General features: G+C 65.9%; 21 protein-coding genes and 1 tRNA gene. 12 read left to right on the forward strand and 10 right to left on the reverse strand.

Going from position 1 to position 24,341, the window contains the following annotated elements; translation table 11 throughout:
• The first annotated feature begins 538 nt into the window (after positions 1-538).
• The 4 genes from CBR61_RS12600 to CBR61_RS12615 are packed head-to-tail and all read left to right on the forward strand — an operon-like array spanning position 539 to position 3,434.
• Positions 539-1,615, forward strand: a complete 1,077-nt coding sequence (locus tag CBR61_RS12600) for a branched-chain amino acid aminotransferase (protein WP_088914671.1) — start codon at positions 539-541, stop codon at positions 1,613-1,615.
• A 3-nt stretch (positions 1,616-1,618) separates the two neighbouring features.
• A complete protein-coding gene (locus CBR61_RS12605) occupies positions 1,619-1,978 on the forward strand; it encodes a hypothetical protein (RefSeq protein ID WP_088914672.1) in 360 nt (119 codons plus the stop codon).
• Positions 1,972-2,802 carry a rhodanese-related sulfurtransferase gene (locus CBR61_RS12610; protein ID WP_088914673.1) on the forward strand — a complete coding sequence of 277 codons (831 nt, stop codon included), beginning with the start codon at positions 1,972-1,974 and terminating at the stop codon, positions 2,800-2,802. The genes CBR61_RS12605 and CBR61_RS12610 overlap by 7 nt, the downstream gene beginning before the upstream one ends.
• Positions 2,802-3,434 carry a glutathione S-transferase gene (locus CBR61_RS12615; protein ID WP_172835961.1) on the forward strand — a complete coding sequence of 211 codons (633 nt, stop codon included), beginning with the start codon at positions 2,802-2,804 and terminating at the stop codon, positions 3,432-3,434. Before CBR61_RS12610 ends, CBR61_RS12615 begins: the two co-directional genes overlap by 1 nt.
• On the opposite strand, the gene CBR61_RS12620 is transcribed toward CBR61_RS12615, so the two are convergent.
• On the reverse strand, positions 3,431-4,324 hold the full coding sequence (locus CBR61_RS12620) for a LysR family transcriptional regulator (protein WP_088914674.1): 894 nt from the start codon (positions 4,322-4,324) through the stop codon (positions 3,431-3,433). The two genes, CBR61_RS12615 and CBR61_RS12620, sit on opposite strands and share 4 nt — an antisense overlap.
• A 107-nt stretch (positions 4,325-4,431) precedes the next feature.
• Here CBR61_RS12620 and CBR61_RS12625 point away from each other — a divergent pair, with 107 nt between their 5' ends.
• Both CBR61_RS12625 and CBR61_RS12630 read left to right on the forward strand, forming a co-directional pair.
• A complete protein-coding gene (locus CBR61_RS12625) occupies positions 4,432-5,133 on the forward strand; it encodes a pirin family protein (RefSeq protein WP_088914675.1) in 702 nt (233 codons plus the stop codon).
• Positions 5,134-5,223: 90 nt separating this feature from the next.
• On the forward strand, positions 5,224-5,820 hold the full coding sequence (locus CBR61_RS12630; RefSeq protein WP_088914676.1) for an FMN-dependent NADH-azoreductase: 597 nt from the start codon (positions 5,224-5,226) through the stop codon (positions 5,818-5,820).
• A 119-nt stretch (positions 5,821-5,939) separates the two neighbouring features.
• On the opposite strand, the gene CBR61_RS12635 is transcribed toward CBR61_RS12630, so the two are convergent.
• From CBR61_RS12635 to CBR61_RS12645, 3 genes are all read right to left on the reverse strand, one after another.
• A complete protein-coding gene (locus tag CBR61_RS12635) occupies positions 5,940-6,842 on the reverse strand; it encodes a DMT family transporter (protein ID WP_088914677.1) in 903 nt (300 codons plus the stop codon).
• Positions 6,842-8,920, reverse strand: a complete 2,079-nt coding sequence (locus CBR61_RS12640) for an NAD(+) synthase (RefSeq protein ID WP_088914678.1) — start codon at positions 8,918-8,920, stop codon at positions 6,842-6,844. Before CBR61_RS12640 ends, CBR61_RS12635 begins: the two co-directional genes overlap by 1 nt.
• A 67-nt stretch (positions 8,921-8,987) precedes the next feature.
• Complete coding sequence (locus CBR61_RS12645) at positions 8,988-10,010, reverse strand: DNA topoisomerase IB (RefSeq protein ID WP_088914679.1); 1,023 nt, start codon at positions 10,008-10,010, stop codon at positions 8,988-8,990.
• Between the two features lie 117 nt (positions 10,011-10,127).
• On the opposite strand from CBR61_RS12645, the gene yghU reads away from it, so the two are divergent.
• Both yghU and CBR61_RS12655 read left to right on the forward strand, forming a co-directional pair.
• A complete protein-coding gene (yghU, locus tag CBR61_RS12650) occupies positions 10,128-10,988 on the forward strand; it encodes a glutathione-dependent disulfide-bond oxidoreductase (protein ID WP_088914680.1) in 861 nt (286 codons plus the stop codon).
• An 82-nt stretch (positions 10,989-11,070) separates the two neighbouring features.
• Positions 11,071-11,145, forward strand: a tRNA-Gln gene (locus CBR61_RS12655).
• A gap of 147 nt (positions 11,146-11,292) precedes the next feature.
• Here CBR61_RS12655 and CBR61_RS16875 read toward each other — a convergent pair.
• The 3 genes from CBR61_RS16875 to CBR61_RS12665 all read right to left on the reverse strand — a co-directional run bounded on the left by CBR61_RS16875 (position 11,293) and on the right by CBR61_RS12665 (position 13,967).
• Positions 11,293-11,862 carry an SLATT domain-containing protein gene (locus CBR61_RS16875; RefSeq protein WP_157696581.1) on the reverse strand — a complete coding sequence of 190 codons (570 nt, stop codon included), beginning with the start codon at positions 11,860-11,862 and terminating at the stop codon, positions 11,293-11,295.
• 2 nt (positions 11,863-11,864) lie between these two features.
• Complete coding sequence (locus CBR61_RS12660; protein ID WP_088914681.1) at positions 11,865-13,172, reverse strand: SMODS domain-containing nucleotidyltransferase; 1,308 nt, start codon at positions 13,170-13,172, stop codon at positions 11,865-11,867.
• Positions 13,173-13,376: 204 nt separating this feature from the next.
• Positions 13,377-13,967: a recombinase family protein gene (locus CBR61_RS12665; RefSeq protein ID WP_233996728.1), complete on the reverse strand. Its 591-nt coding sequence runs from the start codon at positions 13,965-13,967 to the stop codon at positions 13,377-13,379.
• 274 nt (positions 13,968-14,241) lie between these two features.
• On the opposite strand from CBR61_RS12665, the gene CBR61_RS16880 reads away from it, so the two are divergent.
• The gene (locus CBR61_RS16880; protein WP_157696582.1) at positions 14,242-14,493 is read left to right on the forward strand and encodes a hypothetical protein; all 252 of its coding nucleotides are present in this window, start codon (positions 14,242-14,244) and stop codon (positions 14,491-14,493) included.
• 572 nt (positions 14,494-15,065) lie between these two features.
• On the opposite strand, the gene CBR61_RS16885 is transcribed toward CBR61_RS16880, so the two are convergent.
• A complete protein-coding gene (locus CBR61_RS16885; RefSeq protein WP_157696583.1) occupies positions 15,066-15,242 on the reverse strand; it encodes a hypothetical protein in 177 nt (58 codons plus the stop codon).
• A 322-nt stretch (positions 15,243-15,564) separates the two neighbouring features.
• Between CBR61_RS16885 and CBR61_RS16890 the strand changes: the two genes are divergently transcribed.
• Complete coding sequence (locus CBR61_RS16890) at positions 15,565-16,080, forward strand: hypothetical protein (protein ID WP_157696584.1); 516 nt, start codon at positions 15,565-15,567, stop codon at positions 16,078-16,080.
• Between the two features lie 877 nt (positions 16,081-16,957).
• Here CBR61_RS16890 and CBR61_RS12675 read toward each other — a convergent pair.
• Together CBR61_RS12675 and CBR61_RS12680 are read right to left on the reverse strand one after the other, a co-directional pair.
• A complete protein-coding gene (locus tag CBR61_RS12675; RefSeq protein WP_088914683.1) occupies positions 16,958-18,415 on the reverse strand; it encodes a tyrosine-type recombinase/integrase in 1,458 nt (485 codons plus the stop codon).
• Positions 18,416-18,798: 383 nt separating this feature from the next.
• Positions 18,799-19,449, reverse strand: coding sequence for a Crp/Fnr family transcriptional regulator (locus CBR61_RS12680; protein WP_172835962.1), 651 nt, complete (start codon positions 19,447-19,449; stop codon positions 18,799-18,801).
• Positions 19,450-19,544: 95 nt separating this feature from the next.
• On the opposite strand from CBR61_RS12680, the gene CBR61_RS12685 reads away from it, so the two are divergent.
• Both CBR61_RS12685 and CBR61_RS12690 read left to right on the forward strand, forming a co-directional pair.
• On the forward strand, positions 19,545-21,209 hold the full coding sequence (locus tag CBR61_RS12685) for a hypothetical protein (RefSeq protein WP_157696585.1): 1,665 nt from the start codon (positions 19,545-19,547) through the stop codon (positions 21,207-21,209).
• Between the two features lie 28 nt (positions 21,210-21,237).
• Complete coding sequence (locus CBR61_RS12690; protein ID WP_088914686.1) at positions 21,238-24,258, forward strand: TonB-dependent receptor; 3,021 nt, start codon at positions 21,238-21,240, stop codon at positions 24,256-24,258.
• The last annotated feature ends 83 nt before the right edge of the window (positions 24,259-24,341 follow it).

Here is a 24,341-nt window from a genome sequence, read left to right on the forward strand (position 1 = left end):
TGCCCGTCCTGTGCGGCGAGGTGCAATTATGACGCGGGAAAAGATTTATACAAGTCTTGTGGAAGCCCCCTCGATTAATCACATTGCACAACGAGGCCAGCGGCGAACGCGGCTCTCGGCCCCCGGTGAAACGCGGGGTCTGGCTCACAAGCGCGAAAGGAGGTGATCCGATGTCTCATGGTTCAGTAGCGAGGTCGGTGAAGATCCCTACGGAGCATACTCGGTAACTTCCGCCTGAGTAAGGCTACGTGAGCGGCGCTTCCGGCCGCTGACCATGTCAAGGGCGTTTCCTCCGACGGGCAGGAAACGCCCTTTTCATTTCTTGTTTTCGTGCCCGCCTCCGCGGGCACGTCCTCGGCGAGCTTCCTTCGCTTCGCTTCGGATCGCCTGCGGCTCGACCGCGTGGCCTCGCGGGCCTTGCGGCCCGGTGATCCTCCCTTTCAGCGGAGGGGGACCATCCGCAGGATGGTGGAGGGGCAGGCAACATGGCCCCCAAAGTCATCTTGCTCTCGTAGGCCCGCAGGATTAGGCGCGTTCCATGCACGTCACCCGCCTCCCCCACCCCTCGCCCACCCCCGCCGAGACCCGCGATGCGCTGATTGCCGATCCCGGCTTCGGCACCGTCTTCACCGATCACATGGTGACGGTCGACTACGACGAGGCGCTGGGCGGCTGGCAGACCCCCGTGATCGGCCCGCGCGAGCCGATCGCGCTCGATCCGGCGGCGAGCGTGCTGCACTACGCACAGGAAATCTTCGAGGGGCTGAAGGCCTACCGCCACCCCGACGGCGCGCTCGGCCTGTTCCGGCCCGAGGCCAACGCCGCCCGCTTCAACGCCTCGGCCGAGCGGCTCGCCATGCCCGCACTCCCCGAGGAGCTGTTCATCGGCGCGATCCGCGAGTTGCTCGCCGCCGACGGCGCGTGGTATCCGGCGGTCGAGGGCGGCGCGCTCTACCTGCGGCCCTTCATGATCGCGACCGAGGCCTTCCTCGGCGTGCGTCCGGCAAAGAAGTACAAGTTCATCGTTATCGCAAGTCCGGCCGGCAACTACTTCAAATCGGGCGCAAAGGCGGTGAGCATCTGGATCTCCGACTACACCCGCGCGGCCCCCGGCGGCACCGGCGCGGCCAAGTGCGGGGGGAACTATGCCGCCAGCCTCGTCCCCACCGGCCAAGCCTTCGCCAAGGGCCATGACCAGGTGCTGTTCCTCGATGCGGTCGAACGCAAATGGGTCGAGGAACTGGGCGGCATGAACCTGTTCTTCGTCTTTGCCGACGGCACGGTCATCACCCCGCCGCTGACTGGCACGATCCTGCCCGGCATCACCCGCGACTCGCTGATCACGCTGCTGGAGGAGCAGGGGCTGAAGGTGTCCGAGGCCCCCTACTCGATCGACCAGTGGCGCACCGACGCGGCGAGCGGCCACCTCGTCGAGGTGATGGCCTGCGGGACGGCGGCGGTCGTCACGGCGGTCGGCAAGGTGGCAGGGCCGGAGGGTGAATTCACCATCGGCGCAGGCGGCATCGGCCAGACCACGGCAGCATTGCGCGAGACGTTGGTGGGCATCCAGACGGGCCGCATTGCCGACACCCATGGCTGGGTGATGCGGGTGTAACCAATGGGCGATCCGTCCCGTCGGCACTGGTGGCGTGAGGCTCTACCCGTGCTAGCCGTCCTGGCTATCGCCATGGCGGGCCTTGGCGCAGTGTCCGCATACCGGAGCAAGGAGCTGCCGGCGCAAGCCCCCGACATCGTCTTCGGCAAGCTTCAAGCATTTCATCCCGGCGGCAGCCGCCATTTGCCGGACGGCCCCTATCTTCTGGTGGCCTTTCCGGACGGGAAGTTGCGCTATCTCCGGATCGGTGACCGGGATGATCGCGGCTGCCGCACCGGAAGCCGGGTTGCGATCGAGCGGCGCGGGACGCGTCTCTCGCTGGCCCCCACGGTGTGCCCCGATTCACAGGACCGGACATGGTGAGCCTCGACAGCCGATCCGATGCTGGCCTGCAGGTTGCCGCGCTCTACCAGTTCACGCGCTTCGACGATCCGGCCGCCCTTCAGGGCCCGCTGCTGGCGGTGTGCGAGGCGCACGGCATCAAGGGCACGCTGCTGCTCGCGCGCGAGGGGATCAACGGGACGATTGCGGGCATGCCGGAAGCGCTGGATGGGGTGCTAGCCCACATCCGCGCGCTGCCGGGATGTGCCAACCTCGACGTGAAGTTCTCCTCCGCGCCCGCGATGCCCTTCGGCAAGATGAAGGTCCGTGTGAAGCGCGAGATCGTCACCATGGGCCAGCCCGACATCGATCCCACCCTCAGCGTCGGCACCTATGTCGACGCGCAGGACTGGAACGCGCTCATCGCCGATCCCGATACCGTCGTGATCGACACCCGCAACGATTACGAGGTCGCCATCGGCACCTTCGCGGGCGCGGTCGATCCCGCCACGCCGTCCTTTCGTGATTTCCCCGCCTGGTTCCGCGACAACCGCGAGGCCCTGCTGGCGGGCAAAAAGAAGGTCGCGATGTTCTGCACCGGGGGCATCCGCTGCGAGAAATCGACCAGCTTCCTGCGCGCGGAGGGCGTGGAGGAGGTCTATCACCTGCGTGGAGGGATTCTCAAATATCTCGAGCAAGTCTCTGAAAGCGATAGCCTGTGGCAGGGCGAGTGCTTTGTCTTCGATGAACGTGTGAGCCTCGGCCACGGCCTTGCGCAGGGCACCCACTCGCGCTGCCAGCCCTGCGGACGGCCTTTCCCGATCGGGGGAGCGTGTCCGGTATGCGGCCCTGCCGCGCCCGCATAATGACGCTGCCGGTCCTCTACTCTTTCCGCCGGTGCCCCTACGCCATGCGGGCGCGGATGGCGCTGTGGGTGGCCGGCATCATGGTGGAGCTGCGCGAGGTGAAGCTCGCCGCCAAGCCGCCCGCGCTCCTCGCGGCGAGCCCCAAGGGGACCGTGCCGGTGCTGGTGCTGGCCGATGGACGGGTGATTGACGAAAGCCTCGACATCATGCGCTGGGCGCTCGGGCAGAACGATCGCGAGCATTGGCTGGCGGGCGCGGATCCTGCCCTGATCGCCGCCAATGACGGGCCGTTCAAGCACCACCTCGACCGCGCGAAATATCCAGGCCGCTACGAGGAGGAGCACACCGCCACCGATCACCGCGCTGCCGCCCTCGCCCTGCTTGCCCCGCTGCAGGCACGGCTGGCGGAGGCACCCTACCTGTGCGGCGACAGGCGCAGCCTCACCGACATCGCGCTGCTGCCCTTCATCCGCCAGTTCGCCGCGATCGACCCTGCATGGTTCGCCGCACAGGCCAATCCCCGCTTGCAGGCTTGGCTCGACGAGTTGCTGGCATCCGATCTGTTCGCCGCCGTCATGCCCAAGTTCGCCCCTTGGAAGGAAGGCGACGCGCCGGCGCTGTTCGGGCCCTAACCGGCCAGCCCCGCCCTGAAGGCGTCCACCAGCCAGCTTGCCGCAGGCCCCAGCCGCGTATCGCGCCGCCATAGCACGCTGAGACGGTAATGCGCGCCCGGTTTCTCCGGCAGGTCGAGCTCCACCAGCGTGCCTGCCGCCAGATCGCCCGCCACCATCCCGCGCGGCATATTGCCCCAGCCGAGGCCCTCTTTCAGCAGCGAATGCTTCGCGCCGAGATCCCCCAGCCGCCAGGTCAGCGGCGAGAGCACCGAGAACTCGCGCCCCTCGGTCAGAGGCGAACGGTCGGTCAGCACCAGTTGCAGGTGGCGGCGGCTCTCCCCCGGCTGCACGCCTGCGCGCGCCAGCGCGTGCGAGGGCGCGGCGACCGGCACCAGATCGAGCTCGCCGACGGCCTGCCTCTCCAGCATCGGATGATCGCCGATCACCGGCCCGCCGAGCGCCAGATCGGCCCCGCCCTCGATCAGGCAGGCGGCGACCGCGCCCAGCCCCTCGATCCGCATGGTCAGCGCACAGGTCGGAAACATCTGCCGGAAGCTCCCGAGGACATGCGCGGTGATCTCGCCCGGCACCATCACGTCGATCACCAGCGTCAGCGACGGCTCCTGCCCGGCATGGAGCGAGCGCGCCTTGGCGAGCAAGGCATCGGCCGCATCGGCGATGGCGCGCGCCTCGGCCAGCAGGCCCTCCCCCGCCGGTGTCAGAACCGGGCGGCGCGAGCCCTCGCGCTCGAACAGGGTCAGCGCGAGCTGCGCCTCGAGCTGGGCGATGCCGTAGGAGATCGCGGAAACCGCACGCCCCATTGCCTTGGCCGCGCCGCCGAAGCTGCCGGCTTCCGTGACGGCGATGAAGATGCGTAGCTGATCGAGGGAGGGTTCACCGAGCTTCATGTCATCATGTTCAGATAACCCGAACATCTTGGCAAGTTTTATCGCACTTATCCGCACGAACCGCATGGCCTATCTGGCGTTCACACTCTTGAGACAGGAGACACGCCATGATCGAACTCAGGCCCTTCAACACCCTCGGCGCCGCCAACCACGGCTGGCTGGACGCGCATCATCACTTCTCCTTCGCAGGCTACCACGATCCGGCGCGGGTCCACTGGGGAGCGCTGCGCGTCTGGAACGACGATGCCATCGCGCCCAAGAGCGGCTTCCCCACCCATCCGCACAGCGACATGGAGATCATCACCTATGTCCGCACCGGGGCGATCACGCACCGCGATTCGATGGGCAACGAAGGCCGCACCGAGGCGGGCGACGTGCAGGTGATGAGCGCCGGCAGCGGCGTCGCGCACTCCGAGTTCAACCTCGAGGACGAGACGACCACGTTGTTCCAGATCTGGATCATCCCCGATGCGCGGGGCGGCCAGCCGAGCTGGGGCGCGCGGCAGTTCCCCAAGGAGACCCGCAACGGCGCCTTCGTGCCGCTGGCGAGCGGCGCGGCGAACGACGATGACGCGCTTCCCATCCGGGCCGATGCCCGGGTGCTGGGCGCGACCATCAAGGCGGGCGAGAGCGTGACCTACACGCCCCGCTCGGCGGATCGCCACCTCTACCTCGTCCCCGCCACCGGCAAGGTGCGGATCGACGATGTCGAGGCGAACGCCCGCGACGGCGTGGCGATCACGCAGATGGACAGCGTGACCATCACCGCGCTCGAAGACAGCGAGGTCGTGCTGGTCGACGCGGCGTAAGGCCAACCCTCCCCCCGGAGCCGGCCGGTTCCCCCACCCCCTCTCCCCCCGGCCGGCTCCACCCCCCTCCCCCTTCAAGGACACACATCGATGAGCAACATCCTCTACATCACCGCCAGCATCCGTTCGGAGGCCGACAGCATCTCGCGCGGCCTCGGCCAGCGCCTCGTCGATGGCCTCGCCGCCCGGAACGGCGCCAGCGTCACCACCCGCGACCTTGCCGCGAACGACCTGCCCTATGTCAGCGCCGAGCGTTTTGGCGCGAACCTCACCCCCGCCGCCGATCGCACTCCGGAGCAGGCCGAACTCGCGCGGATCGCCGACGAACTCATCGCCGAGCTGCAGGCCGCCGACACCATCGTGATCGCCTCGCCGATCTACAACTTCGGACCGCCCGCCACGTTCAAGGCCTGGGCCGACCTCGTCGCCCGCGCCGGCACCACCTTCCGCTACACCGCGACCGGCCCCGAAGGCCTGCTGACAGGCAAGAAGGCCTATATCGCCATCGCCAGCGGCGGCACGCCGGTGGGCAGCGAGATCGACTTCATGAGCCGCTGGCTGACCTTCTTCCTCGGCTTCCTCGGCATCACCGACGTGGAGATCGTCGCCGCCGACGGGATCATGGGAGAAGGCGGCGAAGCCAAGATCGCCGCGGCGCAGGACGCGGCGCTGAAGCTCGCGGCATGACATGGGCGGGGGGGGCGGCCGGCAAGGATCGCACCGCCCTCCGCTCACCCCGCCCTGCCCGCGCCAGGCACCTGTCAGCCCCCCGCTCGCGGAAGGTTTCATGTTCAACATGGGCCGTGTCAGATCTTCGGCCGCATCAGCTGCCACTTGAAGATCGTTCGGCTCGGACGGATGACGATGATCGCCACTCCGACGAGCGCCATGATCCCGCCGACGATCAGCGGCCAGTGGATCGTGTCCCCCGTCAGCCAGGTCCCGAAGGCGATGGTGAGTAGCGGGGTAAGCAGGGTCAGGGGCACGACGAGGTTGGCGTCGTAGGTCTGGAACAGCCGGAAATAGGCCGAGTGGGCGCCGACCGAGACGACCAACCCGGCAAACAGCACGCATCCCGCCGCCGCCAGCGGGGCGGCGCTGAACGCCTCCCACTGCCCGCTTTCCAGCGCCAGCGTGGCGGGGAGCATGACCAGCAGCGAAGCGAGCCCGGCCCAGGCCTGCAAGGTCACCGATTCCACCTCCAGCCGCTTGACGAAGACCGAAGCGAAGGCCCCCACCAGCACGCCCGCGAAGGCGAAGCCCAGCCCCACCGGATCGCCCGCCTCCGAAGGCGCGCCGATGGCAAGGCCCACGCCGCCCAGCGCCAGCGCCATGCCCAGCCCGCGCCGCCAGCGCACCTCCTCGCCGAGGAAGATGATCGCGAACAGCACGGTGAGCGGCGCGCCCGAGAGGTTGACGATCCCTACCGCCGAGGGGCTCGCGGTCTGGAGGCCGATGAACTGCAAGCCGAAACTCCCGCCCGTGATGGCAAAGCCGATCGCCAGCACCAGCGGCAGGCGGTCGGGTCTCTGGCGCAGCAGCAGCGGGAACAGCACCGCCAGCACCGTCGCCGATCGCAGCACGGTGTAGAACAGCGGCGGCAGGCCAAGCGTCGAGACCGCGATCTTGCTGACCACGACGTTCATCGCCCAGGCGACATTGCAGAACAGCATGATGCCGAGCGCGGAGAGGGGCAGGCTCCTCGGCATCAGGCGGGAAGGTCGTTCGCCACCTCGTCGGGCAGGCCCTGGCGCAATTCCTCGCGCCACACGGCCGCCACCGCATCGGAGGGCGCGCGCCAGTCGCCGCGCGGGGACAGGGCGCCCGCCGAGGAGACCTTCGGGCCGTTGGGCAGCGCGGACCGCTTGAACTGCGAAAAGCCGAAGAAGCGCGCGCAGAACTTGTCGAGCCAGCGGGCAATGGTGGCAAGGTCGTAGGCGTTCCTGGCGCCCTCGGGGAAGCCCGCCGGCCAGAGGCCGCTGCCCGCCTCCTTCCACGCGTGCCACGCCAGGAAGGCGGTCTTGGTGGGCCGCTGGCCGAAGCGGGTGATGTGGTGGAGGAAGAAGTCGTTGAGCTCATAGGGCCCGACGAGGCTCTCGGTCGATTGCATGGCCCCGTCCGCGCCCGGGGGCACGAGTTCCGGGCTGATCTCGGTCGCGAGCACATCGCCCAGCACCTGCCCACAGGCGTCGGTGAACTGGCCCGTCGCGATCACCCAGCGGATCAGGTACTGGATCAGGGTCTTGGGCACGCCCGCGTTGACGCCGTAATGGCTCATGTGGTCGCCCACGCCATAGGTGCACCAGCCCAGCGCCAGCTCGGAAAGGTCGCCGGTGCCGACGACGAAGCCCTTGTGCTGTCCGGCGAGGCGGAAGAGGTAATCGGTCCTCAGGCCCGCCTGGACGTTCTCGAAGGTCACGTCGTGGACCGGCTCGCCATCGGCGAAGGGGTGGCCGATGTCCTCCAGCATCTTCATCGCGGCGGGGCGGATGTCGATCTCGCCCGCGGTGATCTCCATCGCCGCCATCAGCCGGTGGGCATTGGTCTTCGTCCCCTCCGACGTGCCGAAGCCGGGCATGGTGTAGCCCCGGATCGTGCTCCTCGGCAGGCCCAGCCGGTCACAGGCCTTGGCGGCGACGATCAGCGCATGGGTGGAGTCGAGCCCGCCCGAGATGCCGATCACGAGGCTCTTGCTGCCGGTCGACTGCATCCGCCGCATCAGCGCGTCGACCTGGATGTTGAAGGCCTCGTAGCAATCCTCGTCGAGCCGTTCCGGCCGGTCGGGCACGAAGGGAAAGCGCGCCACCGGGCGGACCAGGCCGATATCGCCCGCAGCATAGGCGTGCTCGAACACGACCTTGCGGTAGGTGTCGTCCGGCCGCCCCGCCCACTCCGCCGCGTCGGCGAAGGTTTGGTTGCGTATCCGCTCGGCGGCGAGACGCTCGGTGTCGATGTCGACGATGGTGAGCTCGCCCGACCGGTCGAAGCGTTCGGACTGCGCCAGCAGCGCGCTCATCTCGTAGACCACGCCCTGCCCGTCCCACGAAAGGTCGGTGGTGCTCTCGCCGTGCCCGCTCGCCGAATAGACATAGGCGGCGATCGCGCGGCTGGCGCTGGAGCGGCAGTGGAGGTGGCGGTCGTCCGCCCGTCCGATGGTGACGGGCGACGCAGAGAGGTTGCACAGGATCAGCGCCCCGGCGAGCGCGGCCTGCATCCCGGGCGGCACGGGCGCCCAGAAATCCTCGCAGATCTCGATCCCGAAGCGGAAGCCGGGCAGGTTCGCAGCCGCGAAGATCAGATCGGTGCCGAAGGGCACTTCCTCGCCCGCCACGGCGATCCACAGGTCGGTGCAGCCCCGCCCGTGGGCGAAGTGGCGCTTTTCGTAGAATTCGCGGTAATTGGGCAGGAAGCTCTTGGGCACCACGCCGAGGATCTGGCCGCGGGCGACCACCACCGCGCAATTGTAGAGCTTGTCCCCGCGCTTCAGCGGCGCGCCCAGCACCAGCACCGGCGACAATTCGGCCGAGGCGGCGACCACCTCGGCCAGCGCCTGCTCAACCCGCTCGATCAGCGCGTGCTGGAGCAGCAGGTCGTCGATCGCGTAGGAGGACAGGGTCAGCTCCGGGAAGACCACCAGATCGACGTTCGCCGCGTGCGCCTTCTTCGCCTCGGCGAGCACGCCGGCGGTATTGTAGGCGACATCGGCGGTGCGGCTGCACGGGGTCGCCGTCGCCACGCGCACGAAGCCGTGTTCGTGCATGTCGAAAAAGGGGTGGGCTTCGCTCATCGCCTTGGCGTCTCCTGGTCGGGCGCGCTGTAACGCGCCGCGGGCGCGCTGCCTAGGGTCCAGCCCTTCAGCCAGCGTCCTCCGCCAGATAATCGCCCGCCGTGCCGCATTCTTCCAGAAAGGCGATCAGCCCGCGCTCGGCCCGGGTCAGCCAGCGGGTGCGGCGCGGGAGCCTCAGGCCCTCGCGCCATGCCGCCTGCCCCTCGATCCGCGCGATCACCGCCGGATGGACGTAGGAACTGCGCGCGATCGCCGGGGTGTTGCCGAGGCGTTCGGCGACGTGTTCGAGCATCTCCTTCATGCGCACCTCCCCGGGGCCCTCGGCCAGCTTCTCGAAGGCAAGGCTGCTCGCGTGGAAGGTGCGGAAATGCTTGGCGGAGAAATCCTCGCCCATCGTCTCGCGCAGATAGGCGTTGACGTCGGCCGAGGCGACGGGGCGCAGCACGCCCCCGTCGTCCTCGTAACGGAACAGGTGGTCATCCTCCCCCTCCCCGGCCAGATCCTGCATCCGCGCCACGGCCCGTGCGAGGCGCCCGTCGACGAGATCGAGCTCGTGCTCCTTGCCGCCCTTGCCGACAAAGCACAGCATGATCCGCCGCGCGCCGACCTCGGCATGGTCGGCCCGCAGGGTCGTCGCCCCATAGCTCTCGTTGGTGCGGGCGTAGTGCTCGTTGCCGATGCGGATCGCCGACAGGTCGAGCAGACGCACCACCGCCGCCAGCGCCCTTTCGCGGGTCACGCCTGGCGCGCGCAGATCGGTGTCGACACGCCTGCGGATCAGCGGCAGACGCTTGCCGAAGGCGGCGCAGGCATCGTATTTCGCGCTCTCGCGCGCCGCGCGGAAATCGGGGTGGTAGCGGTACTGCTTGCGCCCCGCATCGTCATAGCCGGTGGCGAGGATGTGGCCGTTGGCGGCCGGGCAGAACCATGCGTCGGTGTAGGCCGGGGGCAAGGCGATGGCATTGAGCCGCCGCCGCTCCGCGGGATCGCGGATCAGCGCCCCGCCGGGATCGTAGTAGGCCCAGCCCTTCCCCGCCCGCCTGCGGGTGATGCCGGGCAGGTCATCGTCGACATAGACCAGCTTTTCCATTGCAAAGCGAAATGCGCAGGGCAGCCGCGATGTTCCATCTTGAAGCCCGGCCCCGCGCGCGCCAGCTTGGGGATCGCGACGGCGCGCACCCTGCTCGCGCCGAAAGGAGAATGTCTCATGGCCGATGCCACATACACCCCGCCTGCCGTCTGGAGCGCCGACACCGTTTCGGGCGGCCGCTTCGCCAGCATCAACCGCCCCACCGCCGGCGCCCGTGAGGAGCGCGACCTGCCGGTCGGCGCCAACCCCTTCCAGCTCTATTCGCTCGCCACCCCCAACGGGGTGAAGGCGACGATCATGCTCGAGGAGCTGATCGAGGCCGGACACAGCGTCGCCGAATACGACGCGTGGACGGTCAACATCTCCGAAGGCGAACAGTTCACCAGCGGCTTTGTCGGCGTAAACCCCAATTCCAAGATCCCCGCCCTCCTCGACCGCAGCGATCCGGCCGCGCCCTTCCGCGTGTTCGAGAGCGGCGCGATCCTCGTCCATCTGGCCGAGAAGTTCGGGATGTTCCTTCCCGCCGATGCCGCCAGGCGTGCCGAGGTCTTGAGCTGGGTGTTCTGGCAGGTGGCGAGCGGCCCCTTCATCGGCGGCGGCTTCGGCCATTTCTACGCCTATGCGCCGGAGAAATACGAATACCCCATCAACCGCTACGCGATGGAGACCAAGCGGATCTTCGACGTGGCGGACAAGCGGCTGGCGGAAAGCCGGTTCCTGGCGGGCGACGAATACAGCCTCGCCGACATCGCCAACTTCCCTTGGCTCGCGCCCTTCACCACCGGCACGATCTACAACGACGCGAAGACCTTCCTGTCGATCGACGAATACGCGAACGTCGGCCGCTGGGTGAAGGAGATCGCCGCGCGCCCGGCGGTGAAGCGCGGCCGGATCGTCAACAAGGTCTGGGGCGACGAAGACACCCAGCTGCGCGAACGCCACTCGGCGGCAGATTTCGAAGGCAAGCGGCTCGATTGAGCGGACTTGAAAAAAGGGGGCGAAACGGCGTTTTCGCCCCCTTCACATTGCCGCACATGCCGCTATAGACCGCCGCCTCTGCTGGGGCGTAGCCAAGCGGTAAGGCAGCGGTTTTTGGTACCGCCATGCGAAGGTTCGAATCCTTCCGCCCCAGCCATCTTCTTTTTCCTGATGCTTTTCAGACACTTAATTCGTATAGCATTGCCTCTGTGGGGCAGGGGTGTGGGGCAGGTTTATCCACAGGGAATGACTAGCGGTCGCTTCGCGTGCGCCGACGCTTACTCCCATGGAGTTTGTGAAGGACTTAGCTCGACCAGTAGTAGGCGGCTGCGGCAATGGCGGAGATTGCGGCCGCGCTCATCGTAAACCGAAGGCTAGCCGGCCATTTGTCTCGCCAAGTCAGGCCTAACTCCGCCTCAATCCATCCGGTTTGTTGTTGGCCGAAAAATTTATAATGCGCCCACCAATCGGCCAGAAACAACTGGCGACTTATTGAGACGTCTTGAGCTCTCCGACGACATTCGCTCACCTTGTCTGAGATGCTGCCACGAAACCCTCCATTCATGGCTTGGGTGTGTAGAGCAGCAAGCTCGTGGTATATGTCTGTGAGTGCTTTGCCTGCCTTTTCGTAATCAGCAGAGCGATACACCGCGAGGTATATAACGGACATACCTGCGACCACGAGCGTCGCTGAAACGAACTTCTTTGCGAGTGGCTCGTGTATAAGGGCAAACACGCCGATAGAGAATGAAATGAAGCCTACCCAGCCCGGGAGCTTCTCCACAGCATCGAACGTTGCAAAATGTTTCTTTGCGCCAAAGCCGATGTCGTAGGCAGCTCTAGCGATGCTTTCAAGGTCTGATTTGCTAGACAACTTTAGGCTTCCTCGCGAATTGGGACTTTTATACGATCCCGCGCTATAACTACGCCGTTCGAGACCGCGTAGCACTCTACGATGTGGTCGCCGCGGAAGTTTGTGTTCTCAATCTTTTGCCGCTGCCCTTCATCGGGAACGATTTGCCCCCTGATACAGTCTCTCTTGACGGCCACGGGGCCGCGGTTCAGCACTTTCCAGTAGAATTGGTGATCGATACTTTCGGGGATGTCGTGATGCACAATTTTGAAGCGGAGCGACTTTTGAGTGAACAGAGGCAGGTGATCTACAAGCATGGCACGAAGTAGTAGCGTCTGAAACCCGTTCTGCTTCACCTCACAATCAATTTTTAGTGTGTATCGAATGTCGACGGAGAAAACTTCCTCCGGAAACTCTTCGGTGTTCCTTGCTTGGTAACCGGCTTCGTAGATGACAGATTCTGCAATACCCTCTTCGGCAAGCGGGAAAGCACGCCCAAACAATTTTCGCCATTTAGCGCGCGCTTTTGCCTCATCAACTTCTGCCGCTGCCTTAGCCGCGGCCTCTTGCGCTTCCCGCGCACGTCTCTGAAACCGCTTCTTCACCTTCACGCGCTGATTGCTGCCAAGGGCACCGTATTCGTGCTGGACAGGCAGGTCTGCGAGGTAAGCGAAGAAGGCTTCCACCATCTGTGGATAGCTTCTGTAGCCAGCACTATCGTATTCGCTGGTCGAATAGAGAAATTTGTATACGAGCGTGTCGATGAGCAGCCCGCCCATCTGCACGCCGTGCCGATTGCGCCATGCACGCACCATCTTGCACAGCGGCCGGAAATTGTTGTTCTTGTCCAGTTGTGCTTGTGAAGACGCCGTGAGCTCCTGCTCTGGCTTTGTGGTCTTCCATGAGCCGCCTCGGTAGGTGTCCGGATAGCGGAATGACCCATCAACCAGCTTGAAGACGGGCTGCGCTTCGATCTGAAACCCTTGATATTGGATTTGCACTACGAGCCGGTCGACCTTGACCGTCGTGTTCGGATAGCGCGCCTTGATCGCATTGGCGGCGTCGGTGAGCAGTTTAGATTGCCCGCCGTTGCTGTAATCGTCCCACTTGGAAGCGGGCATTATGAACAGCATATCCAGATCAGACACGCCTTTGATCGCGGTCCGGCGACCGTAGGAACCAACTTGCAGTGTGTTCGCGGTCCGCGACTCCGTATCTCTAAACCGCATGTTCAACGCACGCGTCACCTCGCCATAGCGGAGGGAGATTGTCTCCGCATTGTCGATGGCAATGTTGTCGAGAAAGTCGCTAAACGCAGTTGAGATAGAAATCGGCCTTGCCCCCTCACCGTCGCGGCGGCACCCTCAATCTCTGCCGCATCGCCCTTGACAGTGAATTAGAAACAGCGACCTTTTTTTCAATAGGATACTACCGTTTTCCAGAGAGATTTGACCTTGTCTTCAAGGCTGGATCATCGGTGAGGAACACAGAACGAAAAATGCAGGGCCCCTGACAGCTAGACTGCTTGCCCGCCCCTAAGCTCCCTTGCCGTATCGCTTCACGGTCGCCGCGGAGAGCCCGAAGTGCTCGGCTGTCTGCGCGATGCTGGCGCCGTTGGCCTTGCGCCAAGCCACCACCTCGGCCGGCTGCGCGGCCGTAGGACGGCCCAGAGACGCCTTGCCCCTATGGGTCAGGCCGGTCTCTCTCAGAGCCGCCTTGGCCGCCTCACGGCCGCTCTCGCACCGCTCACGGATGCGCTGGCGCTCCATGTCCGCTACCTGCGCTAGGACAGCGACGATAAGCTCGCCCACGCCTCGGCCGATACTGCCGAGCCCGTGGACGTCGACCGTCACCCCCTTCTCCATGAGCCCCCGCACGGTTGCTTGGACGTCGAGGGCATCGCGGCCGAGCCGGTCGATGGCATAGACGCACACCGTGTCCCCCTCGCGCACGTAGGAGAGGAGGGAGGCGAAGCCGGGCCGGCTGGCAGCGAGAGAGCCCCCGCTCACGCCCTCGTCCGCAAACTCCCGGTCGAAGGCTCCGCCAAGGGCGCGGCGCTGCGCTTCGATGCTCTGGTCTCCGGTGCTCACGCGGTAGTAGGCGATGCGGCTCATGAGTAGCTCCATAGGTGCAGAAGATAGGCCATCCTTATGCGCCTAGCTCATATACCTGTCAACATATGTTTCGCACCACCCCTGAGCGGGCTCTCAGCCCTAGGCTCGCAAGTTACACCTTTTGCGCTAGCTATACCCCGGCGGCTTTATGCCGTCTGTGAGCAAAAGCGGACCGTCGGCACACGACCTATTCTTATCATTGAAGGAAGGAGGCAGTTCGCCGTCAAATGCATTTGGAGTGGGGATGTGAGACGGCTATAGGTGAGCTAATGTTGAGGGGGCTTAGATGGACAACAAAGAAGGCTGGAAGAGAGTGGCATTAGCCGCCTCCGCCATATGGATTCTGTCGATACTGTTTCTCACTACAAATTACATTAGCGATGCGTTACAACATTGCAGCAACTATCTAGAAGCACCGTGGCTGTTTGCAGATGATTGCTACTCAGGTTTGGCCATCGTGATCCTAGTTGTAGCCGTAGCTGCCACGGGATTATGGCTAATTCGCTACGTCTATCGAGGCTTTTTCGATGATCAATAGCCGCCCTAGCTTGGCTGTAGGGAGGAGGCCGGACTACAGCGTCCCGGTTGCCGTCGGGCGCCGCAGGCGTCCTCCTCCCCGACACCCCCATAGGGGGGGATGAGTGATTGCGTCTGACGATATACCGCCTCGGATTTTTCAGCGAAAACCAACGGCTATCGGAAATAGCTGCCGGGGCGCCTTCGGAGCACCCGCAGGACCTCGTCAGGTCTCATGTGCGTCAGGTAGCGGGTCGCGTTGACGAACCTCTGACGGAGCACGGGGTCCGCGATACCGGCGGCCGTGTCAGCGTAGGGGAAGCGGGACAAGGTCGAGCTCCTCGGGCAATCGAAGGGGAACGGCAGGAGGCCGGCGAAGGGCCGCACGGGCGGCGAGGTGCGCCTGCCAGACGGCATAGGCGGCCGCCGCTTCCCGGCGCTGCTTGTCGAGACAGGGCGCGCATCGGGAGTAAAAGACCACCTTGCCCCGGCATCGCCGCTTGCCAAACCGCTCCAGCGGGACCGCAGCGCAACAGCCGTGGCACCACTTGAGACCGGCGGGGACCGGGGGAGAGGATTTGTTGCCCATGACCGTTAGGGAGTCCGGGTCGACCGGGAAAACGGCCGGACAGAATGCAGAGAGCAGGTCGTCACCGGGCAGGCGGAGACCTGCTGTCTCCAGATCCCCGGCTCCACCTCGTCGAAGGTGCAGTCCCGGCACTTGGCGTTGATAGCGCCCCGCAGGGACAGGCGGTCGATGGTGCGGGTCATGCAGGGTTCCTTGGGAGACGGGCGACCCAGAACCTCCTCCAGCGCCGCGCCAACGGGAGGGAAAGGAGGTCCTGGGTCTAACTTGTCAGGTGCGTGGAGGAGGCGTGCCGATGGTGATGACCGTCAGGTCTCCCTCGGTCCGCACGTGCTCCCGCGACCGCTCGGCGAAGTCTGCGCTGGCGGGACTGTAGGGGGTCGGGGAGAGCGGAGGGAGCCTTGCGGCTCCAACGCCTCGGCGTAGCCGCGGACTTGGTGAAGGCTTGATGTGACCGAGTATGATCCTAGTGTGGCGGGGTGCAGAGTTCGGAGAGGAGAGATTCAGATGCAAGCTGCCGATATCTGGATACGTAGGTCACAGAAAGCGGGGCTAATCAGCGAAGAAAGTCACATCGTGGGCCGAGGTGACCAAGTTTACCTCAGGATTTTGGGAAAGCAGCCAACGTGGCAAGTGATGACTGCCACAGCCGGTGAAGACGATGGTACGGTCGGAGCTGTCTCAGATCGCGCTGCACTCGTCGAGGCAGCATTCAAGATTGGTCACAGGCGGCAAACTCAACCTGTTGCCAAGAGGGACCTCAAAGGTAGAGACTATGTTCTGATCTGCGAGCTTCACCAAAGAAAGGAGGAAAGTGATGATCAGCTCAATGAAGAGCTACACGAATTCATAAGTGAGTTTTTTTGCGTCTTTGATGAACGAGAAGCTGAAGATCCGCACCTACGCGAGGAGCTGATTGAGATTTATCGTGCTCTATCGTCGGAGTTCGATGGGGAAGACATATACCTGAGCGATGGTGTTTGGCTTAGCAGTGATGGTTTCACCGAGGATAGAGGTAGGTAGCCCCCTCACAAGCTAGACGGCGAGGCCGAGCCTAGGCCGCGGTCGCGTGGCCCCCGCGGGGCCCTTCCGTGCTCCCGCAGGAGCTCGAAACTTGGATTGAGGGATTGCAGCGGGGGCCTTGCCCCGTCGGGCAGGCTCGCCCCGCCGCTTGGCCTGCGACCGTTGGTCAGCACGGGAGGCCGGAGGGGAACTGTGTGGTAGAGGAGGCGCCCGCCGCAGGAGCGGGCGGCGAATGTTTCTTCTACCGAAGTGTGGCCATATCTGACGGGTCGTAGGGCGGCCGTAGAAGGCCCTAGGATCGCGTGGAGGCGCTGGAAGCTGTTAGGGACAGCCAGAAGGCCGCAGACACGCCCCACGAGTCTCAGAATGAATCCTAGGGGGTATTCAGGTCCGGGGCTCCCGGCAGAGGTCGACCGGCAGACCGGAAACCGCTTCGGATCTTTTCATATTCACAACCGGACCCCGCCTCGGCTGGCGGAGACCTCGTCCCTCATCCACCAGACAGACCGCTCCAATGCGCTATCCACGGCGCCCTACGCTCATTGGGTCTCTTACAGGAGAACCGCAGAAGGGGATGAGGTGAGAGAGGATGAGGAGAACCTAGGTTCAACCGCAGAGCTCCGTTGGAGAATCCGGAGGTGAACCTGCATGAGCTCCTTAGGACTCCTACAGTGTATCTAATCCTCTCTCCCCCCGAAGTATGGCAGTATTTGGCACGCCACGGCTCGGCGCCTATCTCCTAGGTATATCTACAACGCTCTGCCTACCAAGAGGTAACAGTAATTGGCACCCGCTCCTCGTCCCGGTCTCCCCGGAAGCTCGGCAGGAGGTTTCGCCAGATTGGGCCGGGCGTTCGAGCGGAAGGCTCGGAGGCGGCCTAGGCCGCCCCCTCCCCCGGCCTCAACAGGTTCACCCCCGGATAGGCGATGAGCTCGATAATGGCCGCCTTGTGCTCCAAGGTGATGCCGTCCGCGTTGTATCGCCCGTAGGTGAAGCCCTTCTCATGGCCGAGCACCTGCGCCCACTCATTCTCGTGGACCCTCGCCCGCTCCATGATACGGGTCACGTTCTTGCGGAAGCTGTGGAACGCCTTTGTCCGGGAGGTGAAGCCCCGGCGCTTCTTGTAGTGGGAGAACTCCCGACCCGCATCGGCCCCGGCCTTCTTGCCCGGTCCCTCGCCGTTGAAGCTAGGCCAGAGCCGCTCCGTTCCCGCACTCTCCTTCCGTTCCCAAAGCCAGCCGAGCCGGGAGTGCAAAGGAACCTCACGGTTCCCCGCGGGGGTCTTTGCGTCCCGGACAGCGATGTAACGGACCCCGTCCCTCTCCCGGAGCTGGTCGCCGGTAAGGGAAGCAATCTCGTTAATCCGCATCCCGGAGAACAGGCCCACAAGAATGACCTCCCGGAGGTCCGCTCGCTTGGGGGGGTCGGCGAACAGGTGATTGAGCTCCTCTGCCTCCCAAGCCTCGTAGCCTTGCACATTGATGCCCTGCTTGAGACGAGTGCGGAAGCTGGTGAAGGGATTGCGCCCGCTACAGTAGTCCCGCTCCTCCGCCCACCGCCACAGAGCCGCTAACGCGGCGGAGTGCCGATTGAGGCTTGAGCTCGAAAGGCCCTTCACATTGCCGCCGAACTTGCGCTGTAGCTCTGCCCACGAGAGCTCCCGCGCTTCCCGCGACCGGCCCCAGACGGGGTCTAGGGTCTGGAGCCCGTCCATGAAGCGCGCAGCGTCCGCCCTCCTCACCTCCCGCAATGGCTTGTCGCCAAAAAAGGAGGCGAACAGCCGGTAGGTCGCTCGCTTCTGGTTGCCGGTGTTGGTCTCCTTCAAACCCTGTTGGCTTGACCACCACCGCATATGCTCCTCCGCCACCTCTGACAGCGTCGGCTCTAACTCTTTCCGGGGCTCGGCGGGGAGCCCGCGGAGCTCCCGCGCGGCGTCCTGCAATGCCGCCACCTTCGCCGCGTCGACCGGCGAGAGCTCGGCGGGGCCGTGGAGGAAAGCGAGCTTGTCGAGCTCGTGGTCTATGCCGGCGAGCCCCGGCTCCTCGTTTGCGACCTCCAGCCGATAGGCGCCTGCCGCAGCCTTGGCCCTGATGTGCTGATAGATGCGCCGCGCACCGCGCAGCCCGTCCAGCGCCTCGCAGTCGTGTCCCCGCTCCGCCGCCCATTCGAGCTTAAGCCCGGTCTCCCATTCGGCCGCCTCGATGACGGCAGCGCGCCGGTTGGATGCGGCAAGCGTCCGGTAGAGATACTCGCGGTCTCCATAGTGAACGCGGAGGGCCGTGGGGACCCGCACCTTCGCCTCAAACTTGTGATGCCTCTGCCGTAGTGATGCCATGCTCGCCTCCTGTCCTGCTGCTGTCCGCACCGCGCGGGATGTTCCTCTGTCCTAGAGGTGGCAGTATTCGCCGCGCGGTCGCTGTGGGGCAGGTCTGTGGGGCAGGTTTGTGGGGGGAAAGCCTAGCATTTACAAGCAAGTGACTGCCGCAATTCGGCTTTTCACCCCTAGGCCAGAAACTCCTTCCGCCCCAGCCACGAATATCTTCAGGCCCGACCATCTGAAGAACAGCAGTTTTTTCAACGTGAAAATCCCGCAGCACCCGTCGGGGTCCTGATCTGGGCACCATGATCGCAGGATGCGGCCCGATTTGCTCGGCGTTCCCACCGGCAAGTGCAAAGGATCCGCACCGCGCTGCCGCCTCGTGCTCACCGCGTGGCCTGTCAGAGCGGGAAGCCGGCCGGAACGTAGATTTTCCGGAAACCGAGCCGCACCACGCCGGCGGTGTCCATGCGCTGCAATTCGCGGTTCAAGGCGGGTCTGCTGACGCCCAGCATGGATGCCAGTTCTGCCTGCGTCACATCCAGTTCGATCCATTCGGCATCCGCCTTGACCGGATCGGACATCTTCTCGCTCTCCCGCATGAACTGCAGCCGCCGCCACAGCCGTTCGCGCAGCGAGAGGAACGCGAGCGATTCGATCAGCCGCCACTGCTGGCGGATTGTCTCGGCCGCGACCAGGGCGAGTTCCTGCTCGATCTCGACATGCTGGCGCCGCAATCTGGCGATCGCGGTCGCCGGGATGAACAGCGTCACGAGGTCGGTGCGGGCCTCCGCGAACAGCGGGGCCGGGGCGCCGTCGGTTATGTAGGTCTGGCCTAGCGAATCCCCCGGGCGGCAGATGCGCAGCAAGAGGTTCCCGCCGTCGGCACGGCCGATGAACTGCCGCGCCTCGCCTGACTGGATCGCGAAGATCCCGCCCGGCTGGTCCTCGATCGTGTAGATCAGCGCGCCGGCAGAAAAGCTGCGCTCGCGCCCTGCTGCGACGAGCTCGGCCCGCACGGCTTCGGGCAAACGATCCAGCCAGCGCAGCATCCCTCCCCGCTCCTCCTCTTTGCAAATGTCACACAGATGACAACCAGCCGCCCGAGTACCTGATAAGCCCGCGCCTCGACAAGGGAGAGAGAGGGATGGCGCACGAGGGTGCATGCCTGACTCGCAGGCAGGTCGTCGGCGGCGCGGCGGCGCTGGCGGGGGCAAGCATGGCAGGTGCGGCGTGGGCTGCCGAGCCGTGGGACGCCGGCGCGGTGCGCCACATCCTGCCTGCCGCCAGCCACGACCGCGTCCTGCTCAAGGTCTCCTTCACGAAGCCAATCGAGGGCGCGGCGGATCTGGTCATCGGCGGACGCCGCTGGCCGGGCACCGCAACCGGCAGCGAGCGCCGGCACTGGACGTTCCGGGCGCAGGGCCTCGCGCCGGGCCGGGTGCACGAGCTGCGGCTGATGCAGGAAGGCCGCCACCTGTGCGCGCCCTGGCCGCTCGCCACCTTGCCCGCGCCCGATTCGCGCCCCGGTCATTTCCGGTTCCTTTCCTTCACCTGCGCGGGCGGAGACCCGGCGAGCAACACGCCGCAGCTCGAGATCTTCCGCCCGACAGAGGTGCGCCGCCGCCTGCTGGCGCGCGCGCTGTCCTTCGGCCCGCAGGCGGTGATCGCGAACGGCGACCATATCTACTGGGACCAGACGACCTGGCTGCAATCGCGCAACCCGCGGATCGCGAAGCTCGCCCGCGCGCGCTACGAGGCCTTCGGGATGTTCGACCGTGCGCGGCCGGTCATGGGCACCCCCAACGAGGCGCTGATCGAGCGGATCGGCGATGCCCAGATCGCCGCGCTCTACGGCACCAGCCTGCGCTCGGTCCCGTCCTTCTTCGTGGGGGACGATCACGACTATTTCGAGAACGACGAGGCCGAGGAGCGGTTCGTCACCTTCCCGCCGGACGCCTTCTCGATGGCGGCCAAACGGGCCACGCAGCAGCTGTTCTACCCCGAGTTCCTGCCCGATGCCGCGCGCCCGCTCGCGCTCCCCGGCAGCCGGGCGGACGGCCTCTCTGAGAGCTTCGGCACCCTGCGCGTCGGGCGCCTGTTCGAGGCGCTGATCTACGACTGCGGCGGGCACCTCTCGCTCGCGGGGGACGATGCGCGGCTCGTGCCGGCGGCGGCGGAGGAATGGCTGCTGAAGCGGACCCGCGCCGAGGACACCGCCCAGCTTCTCCACGTGCCCTCGCACCCTCCCGGCTGGTCGGCGGGCAAGTGGCGCGAGTGGTATCCCGATGTGGTCGCCGCGGAGGCGAGCCGGCTGACGGCGGGCGGCGCGGCGGTCACCGATTTCGGTGGCGCGAGCGACGGCGCGGGGCGGCTGACGACCGCCGTGCCCAAGTTCATGTGGCAGCCCGGCTGGCAGGCGCAGCACCAGCGGCTGATGGCGGCCCTCGCCGGCCAGCGCCGCCGCCCCGCCGCGGTGATCTCGGGCGATCTCCACGCCACCGGGGCGCTGAAGCTGACGCGCAGCGGCACGCTCGACCTGTCGCACAACCCCGTCCACGTGCTGCTCGCCGGCCCGCTCGGCACATCGACGGCCGGGTGGCCCTCGGCAGTGCGTGGCGGGGTGCCGCAGGTGCCGGGGGCACTGGCGGCCGAGACGCTCGATCCGGTGCGCGAACGCAACGGCTTCACCATCGTCGACGTGACGCCCGAAAGCATGGTTTTCCGCCTGTTCGGCTGGCGCGAACCCGATCCGCTCGAGGCCATCGATACGCTCGAACCCTACGCCACCATCGCGGTGGCACGGGGCTGACAATCAAGAAAACACAGGGGAGAATGCAATGAACAGGATCAAGTTGCTGGCGGCGAGTGCGCTCTATCTCGTCGCCTGCCAGCCGGCTCTGGCGCAGGATCAGGATACGAGCGTCGACGAGGCCGAGGCGGAAAGCACGCCGGGTGCGGAAATCATCGTCACCGCCCAGCGGCGCGCGCAATCGCTCCAGGATGTGCCGCTCACCGTCACCGCCTTCGGGACCGAGGCGCTCGAGCGCCAGCAGATCCGCAACTCCTCCGACCTGCAGCTCACCCTGCCGAACGTCACCTTCACCAAGACCGCCTTCACCAGCGCGAGCTTCACGATCCGCGGGATCGGCGACCTGTGCGTGGGGCAAAGCTGCGATGCCGCCACCGCGATCCATGTCAACGGCTCGCCCCTGTTCGGCACGCGCCTGTTCGAGACGGAGTTCTTCGATCTCGAGCGGATCGAGGTGCTGCGTGGGCCCCAGGGCACGCTGTTCGGCCGCAATGCCACCGGCGGCGTCGTAAACATCGTGACCGCGCGGCCGGATGCGGGCGGGTTCGCAGCCAATTTCGACGGCGAATACGGCAACTTCAAATCCGTCCGCCTGCGCGGCATGGTCAACGTGCCGCTCACCGACACGCTCGCAGTTCGGGTCGCGGGGATTTATCTCAACCGAGACGGTTATACCCGCAACCTGTTCGACAACAGCCTGATCGACGGGCGCGATATGTTCGCGCTGCGCGGCTCGGTGCGCTGGGAGCCGACCAGCGACACCTCGATCGACCTCATGGCCTACTGGTTCCGCGAGGACGACGACCGGCTGCGCATCCAGAAGCAGCTGTGCCAGCGCGATCCCACCGGCGTGCTGGGGTGCCTCCCCGGACGGCTCGCCTTCGAGGCGCCCAACGCCAACGCCAGCTTCACCGGTACTCTGACCTCGCGCGAGTTCCTGCGCTGGCGCGGGGGCACCGGGATCGGCCCGGGCCTGTCGCTGCTGGCGCTGACCAGCCTCTATGGTCCCGACAGCGCCACCGGTGCGCGCGTTCCCGACGACGTGCGCACCGTCGATGTCGATTTCCAGCCGACCTACTTCGCCGACGAAAAGCAGTTCCAGGGGCGGCTCGACCACGATTTTGGCGCGGCGCAGCTGCAGCTGACCGGCCTCTATTCCGAGTCCAGCGTGGATTCCCGGCAGGACCAGACGCTGCTCGTCACCAACCGCGCGATCTGGCAGCCCGGCATCGACAATCTCGCAAATTACGCGGCCGTCAACCCGACAGCGCTTGGCGCGACAATCAACGGCTTGCTGGCCGCGACGCGCTCCGCCATCATCCCCGGCGGCGCACGCGGGCAGCTGTGCACCTCGATCGCCGACCCGCTGGGCGTTGGAGCCTTCGCCGGACGCTCGACCTGCGCCGACACGCCGGTGAACTTCGATCGCTCGGTCGGCTTCAACCGCGCGTGGTCGGCCGAGGCGATCCTCACCGCGCAGCCCGCCGAGGGCCTCAACCTCATCCTCGGCGGGATCTATGCCGACAACCGCCTGTCGGAGAACAGCTATTACGTCAGCAACTTCGGCACCGACTATGTCGCCGGGGTGCTCGGCGTGCTCAACACCCTGAGCCAGCGTCAGGCGGGCAACGCGGCCTATCCCGCGGTGTTTCTCGCCACGCCCTTCTTCCGCAGCAACACCGACGAATACCGACTCAAGTCCTACGGCATCTTCGGGGAAGCGGCATGGGAGCTGACCGGCGACGTCACCCTTACCGCGGGCCTGCGCTACAACAACGACCGCAAGAGCCTGCGGGCGCGGTCGACGCTGGCGAGCTTCCCCGCCCCCGTCGGCACCACCTCGGCCTTCGATTCTCCCTTCGCGGGCAATTTCGACGCCGACCAGGCGACCCCCGGCAACCAGCCATGGCAGGACCGCGCGGTCGGCTTCGACGCCCTGACGGGCCGCGCGGTGATCGACTGGCAGGTGACGCCGGACAGCATGATCTATGTGTCCTATTCGCGCGGCTACAAGTCGGGCGGGATCAACCCGCCGGTGCAGCCCGGCTTCGACGTGCCCGAGAACTTCAGCCCCGAATACGTCAACGCCTTCGAGATCGGCACCAAGAACCTCTTCGCGAACGGCTTGCTGCAGCTCAATGCATCGGCCTTCTACTACCAGTACAAGGGCCTGCAGCTCAGCCGCCTCGTCGCGCGCACCGCGATCAACGACAACGTCGATGCCGACATCTACGGCTTCGAGGCCGAAGCGGTGGTGCGCCCTGCGCGCGGGTGGCGCTTCGACCTCAACTTCAGCGCGCTCAAGACAAAGGTGACGCAGGACCTCCTGATGACGAACCCGCGCGATCCGAGCGGCGGCCGGGCGGACGCGGTGATCATCAAGGACATCACCAACGCCTCGAACTGTGCGGTCGTGCCCACCGTGGCCGGCAACGCGGCGGGGACAAACACTCTGGTCGCCACCGTCAACCAGGGGATCGGCGCGGGCGTGGGCGCGCCCGGTCTGCTGCGCGCGCCGACCGCATTCCCGACGGGCAGCGGCATCAACGGGGCGACGGGGGCGTTCAGCATCTGCAGCGCCCTCGCCAACGCGATCGCCAACCCTTCGGCGGCGCTGCGCACAAGCTTCGCCACCCCGACCGGCCCGCTGCCGTTCACGCTCGAGCCGTCGGGCGTTCCGGTCAACATCCGCGGCAACGCCCTGCCGCAGGCGCCCGACTTCAAGGTGTCCGCGGGCGCGCAGCACACGGCCGATCTTGGGGCCGGCATGAGCCTCGTCCTGCGCGGCGATCTCGCCTTCACCGGCGAGAGCTACGGCAGCATCTTCAACGGCAACGTCAACCGGGTGGAGGCCTTCGCCATCATCAACGCGCAGGTCCAGCTGAACGGACGTGATGATCGCTGGTTCGCCCGCGCCTTCGTCCAGAACCTGACCGACAATGACGCCATCACGGGGCTCGCACTCACCGACGCGTCGACCGGGCTCGGAACAGGTGTCTTCGCCCTCGAGCCGCGCCGCTACGGGGTGGCCTTCGGCACACGCTTCTGAGTGCAGTTGTTGGCGTGAGCGCACCCGGGTCCCGCGTGGGGCCCGGGTGTGTTCTCGTCATCGGCGTCATGCCGCGGGGCGCG

It is taken from the genome of Porphyrobacter sp. CACIAM 03H1, from assembly GCF_002215495.1.
In the GTDB taxonomy this organism is placed as follows: Bacteria; Pseudomonadota; Alphaproteobacteria; order Sphingomonadales; family Sphingomonadaceae; genus Erythrobacter.

Excerpts from the sequence above, each read along its gene's own strand:
- CBR61_RS12600 (WP_088914671.1), top strand. The coding sequence starts at position 539 with ATGCACGTCACCCGCCTCCCCCACCCCTCGCCCACCCCCGCCGAGACC.
- CBR61_RS12605 (WP_088914672.1), top strand. The coding sequence starts at position 1,619 with ATGGGCGATCCGTCCCGTCGGCACTGGTGGCGTGAGGCTCTACCCGTG.
- CBR61_RS12610 (WP_088914673.1), top strand. The coding sequence starts at position 1,972 with ATGGTGAGCCTCGACAGCCGATCCGATGCTGGCCTGCAGGTTGCCGCG.
- CBR61_RS12615 (WP_172835961.1), top strand. The coding sequence starts at position 2,802 with ATGACGCTGCCGGTCCTCTACTCTTTCCGCCGGTGCCCCTACGCCATG.
- CBR61_RS12620 (WP_088914674.1), bottom strand. The coding sequence starts at position 4,324 with ATGAAGCTCGGTGAACCCTCCCTCGATCAGCTACGCATCTTCATCGCC.
- CBR61_RS12625 (WP_088914675.1), top strand. The coding sequence starts at position 4,432 with ATGATCGAACTCAGGCCCTTCAACACCCTCGGCGCCGCCAACCACGGC.
- CBR61_RS12630 (WP_088914676.1), top strand. The coding sequence starts at position 5,224 with ATGAGCAACATCCTCTACATCACCGCCAGCATCCGTTCGGAGGCCGAC.
- CBR61_RS12635 (WP_088914677.1), bottom strand. The coding sequence starts at position 6,842 with ATGCCGAGGAGCCTGCCCCTCTCCGCGCTCGGCATCATGCTGTTCTGC.
- CBR61_RS12640 (WP_088914678.1), bottom strand. The coding sequence starts at position 8,920 with ATGAGCGAAGCCCACCCCTTTTTCGACATGCACGAACACGGCTTCGTG.
- CBR61_RS12645 (WP_088914679.1), bottom strand. The coding sequence starts at position 10,010 with ATGGAAAAGCTGGTCTATGTCGACGATGACCTGCCCGGCATCACCCGC.
- yghU (WP_088914680.1), top strand. The coding sequence starts at position 10,128 with ATGGCCGATGCCACATACACCCCGCCTGCCGTCTGGAGCGCCGACACC.
- CBR61_RS12665 (WP_233996728.1), bottom strand. The coding sequence starts at position 13,967 with ATGGAGCTACTCATGAGCCGCATCGCCTACTACCGCGTGAGCACCGGA.
- CBR61_RS16880 (WP_157696582.1), top strand. The coding sequence starts at position 14,242 with ATGGACAACAAAGAAGGCTGGAAGAGAGTGGCATTAGCCGCCTCCGCC.
- CBR61_RS16885 (WP_157696583.1), bottom strand. The coding sequence starts at position 15,242 with ATGACCCGCACCATCGACCGCCTGTCCCTGCGGGGCGCTATCAACGCC.
- CBR61_RS16890 (WP_157696584.1), top strand. The coding sequence starts at position 15,565 with ATGCAAGCTGCCGATATCTGGATACGTAGGTCACAGAAAGCGGGGCTA.
- CBR61_RS12675 (WP_088914683.1), bottom strand. The coding sequence starts at position 18,415 with ATGGCATCACTACGGCAGAGGCATCACAAGTTTGAGGCGAAGGTGCGG.
- CBR61_RS12680 (WP_172835962.1), bottom strand. The coding sequence starts at position 19,449 with ATGCTGCGCTGGCTGGATCGTTTGCCCGAAGCCGTGCGGGCCGAGCTC.
- CBR61_RS12685 (WP_157696585.1), top strand. The coding sequence starts at position 19,545 with ATGGCGCACGAGGGTGCATGCCTGACTCGCAGGCAGGTCGTCGGCGGC.
- CBR61_RS12690 (WP_088914686.1), top strand. The coding sequence starts at position 21,238 with ATGAACAGGATCAAGTTGCTGGCGGCGAGTGCGCTCTATCTCGTCGCC.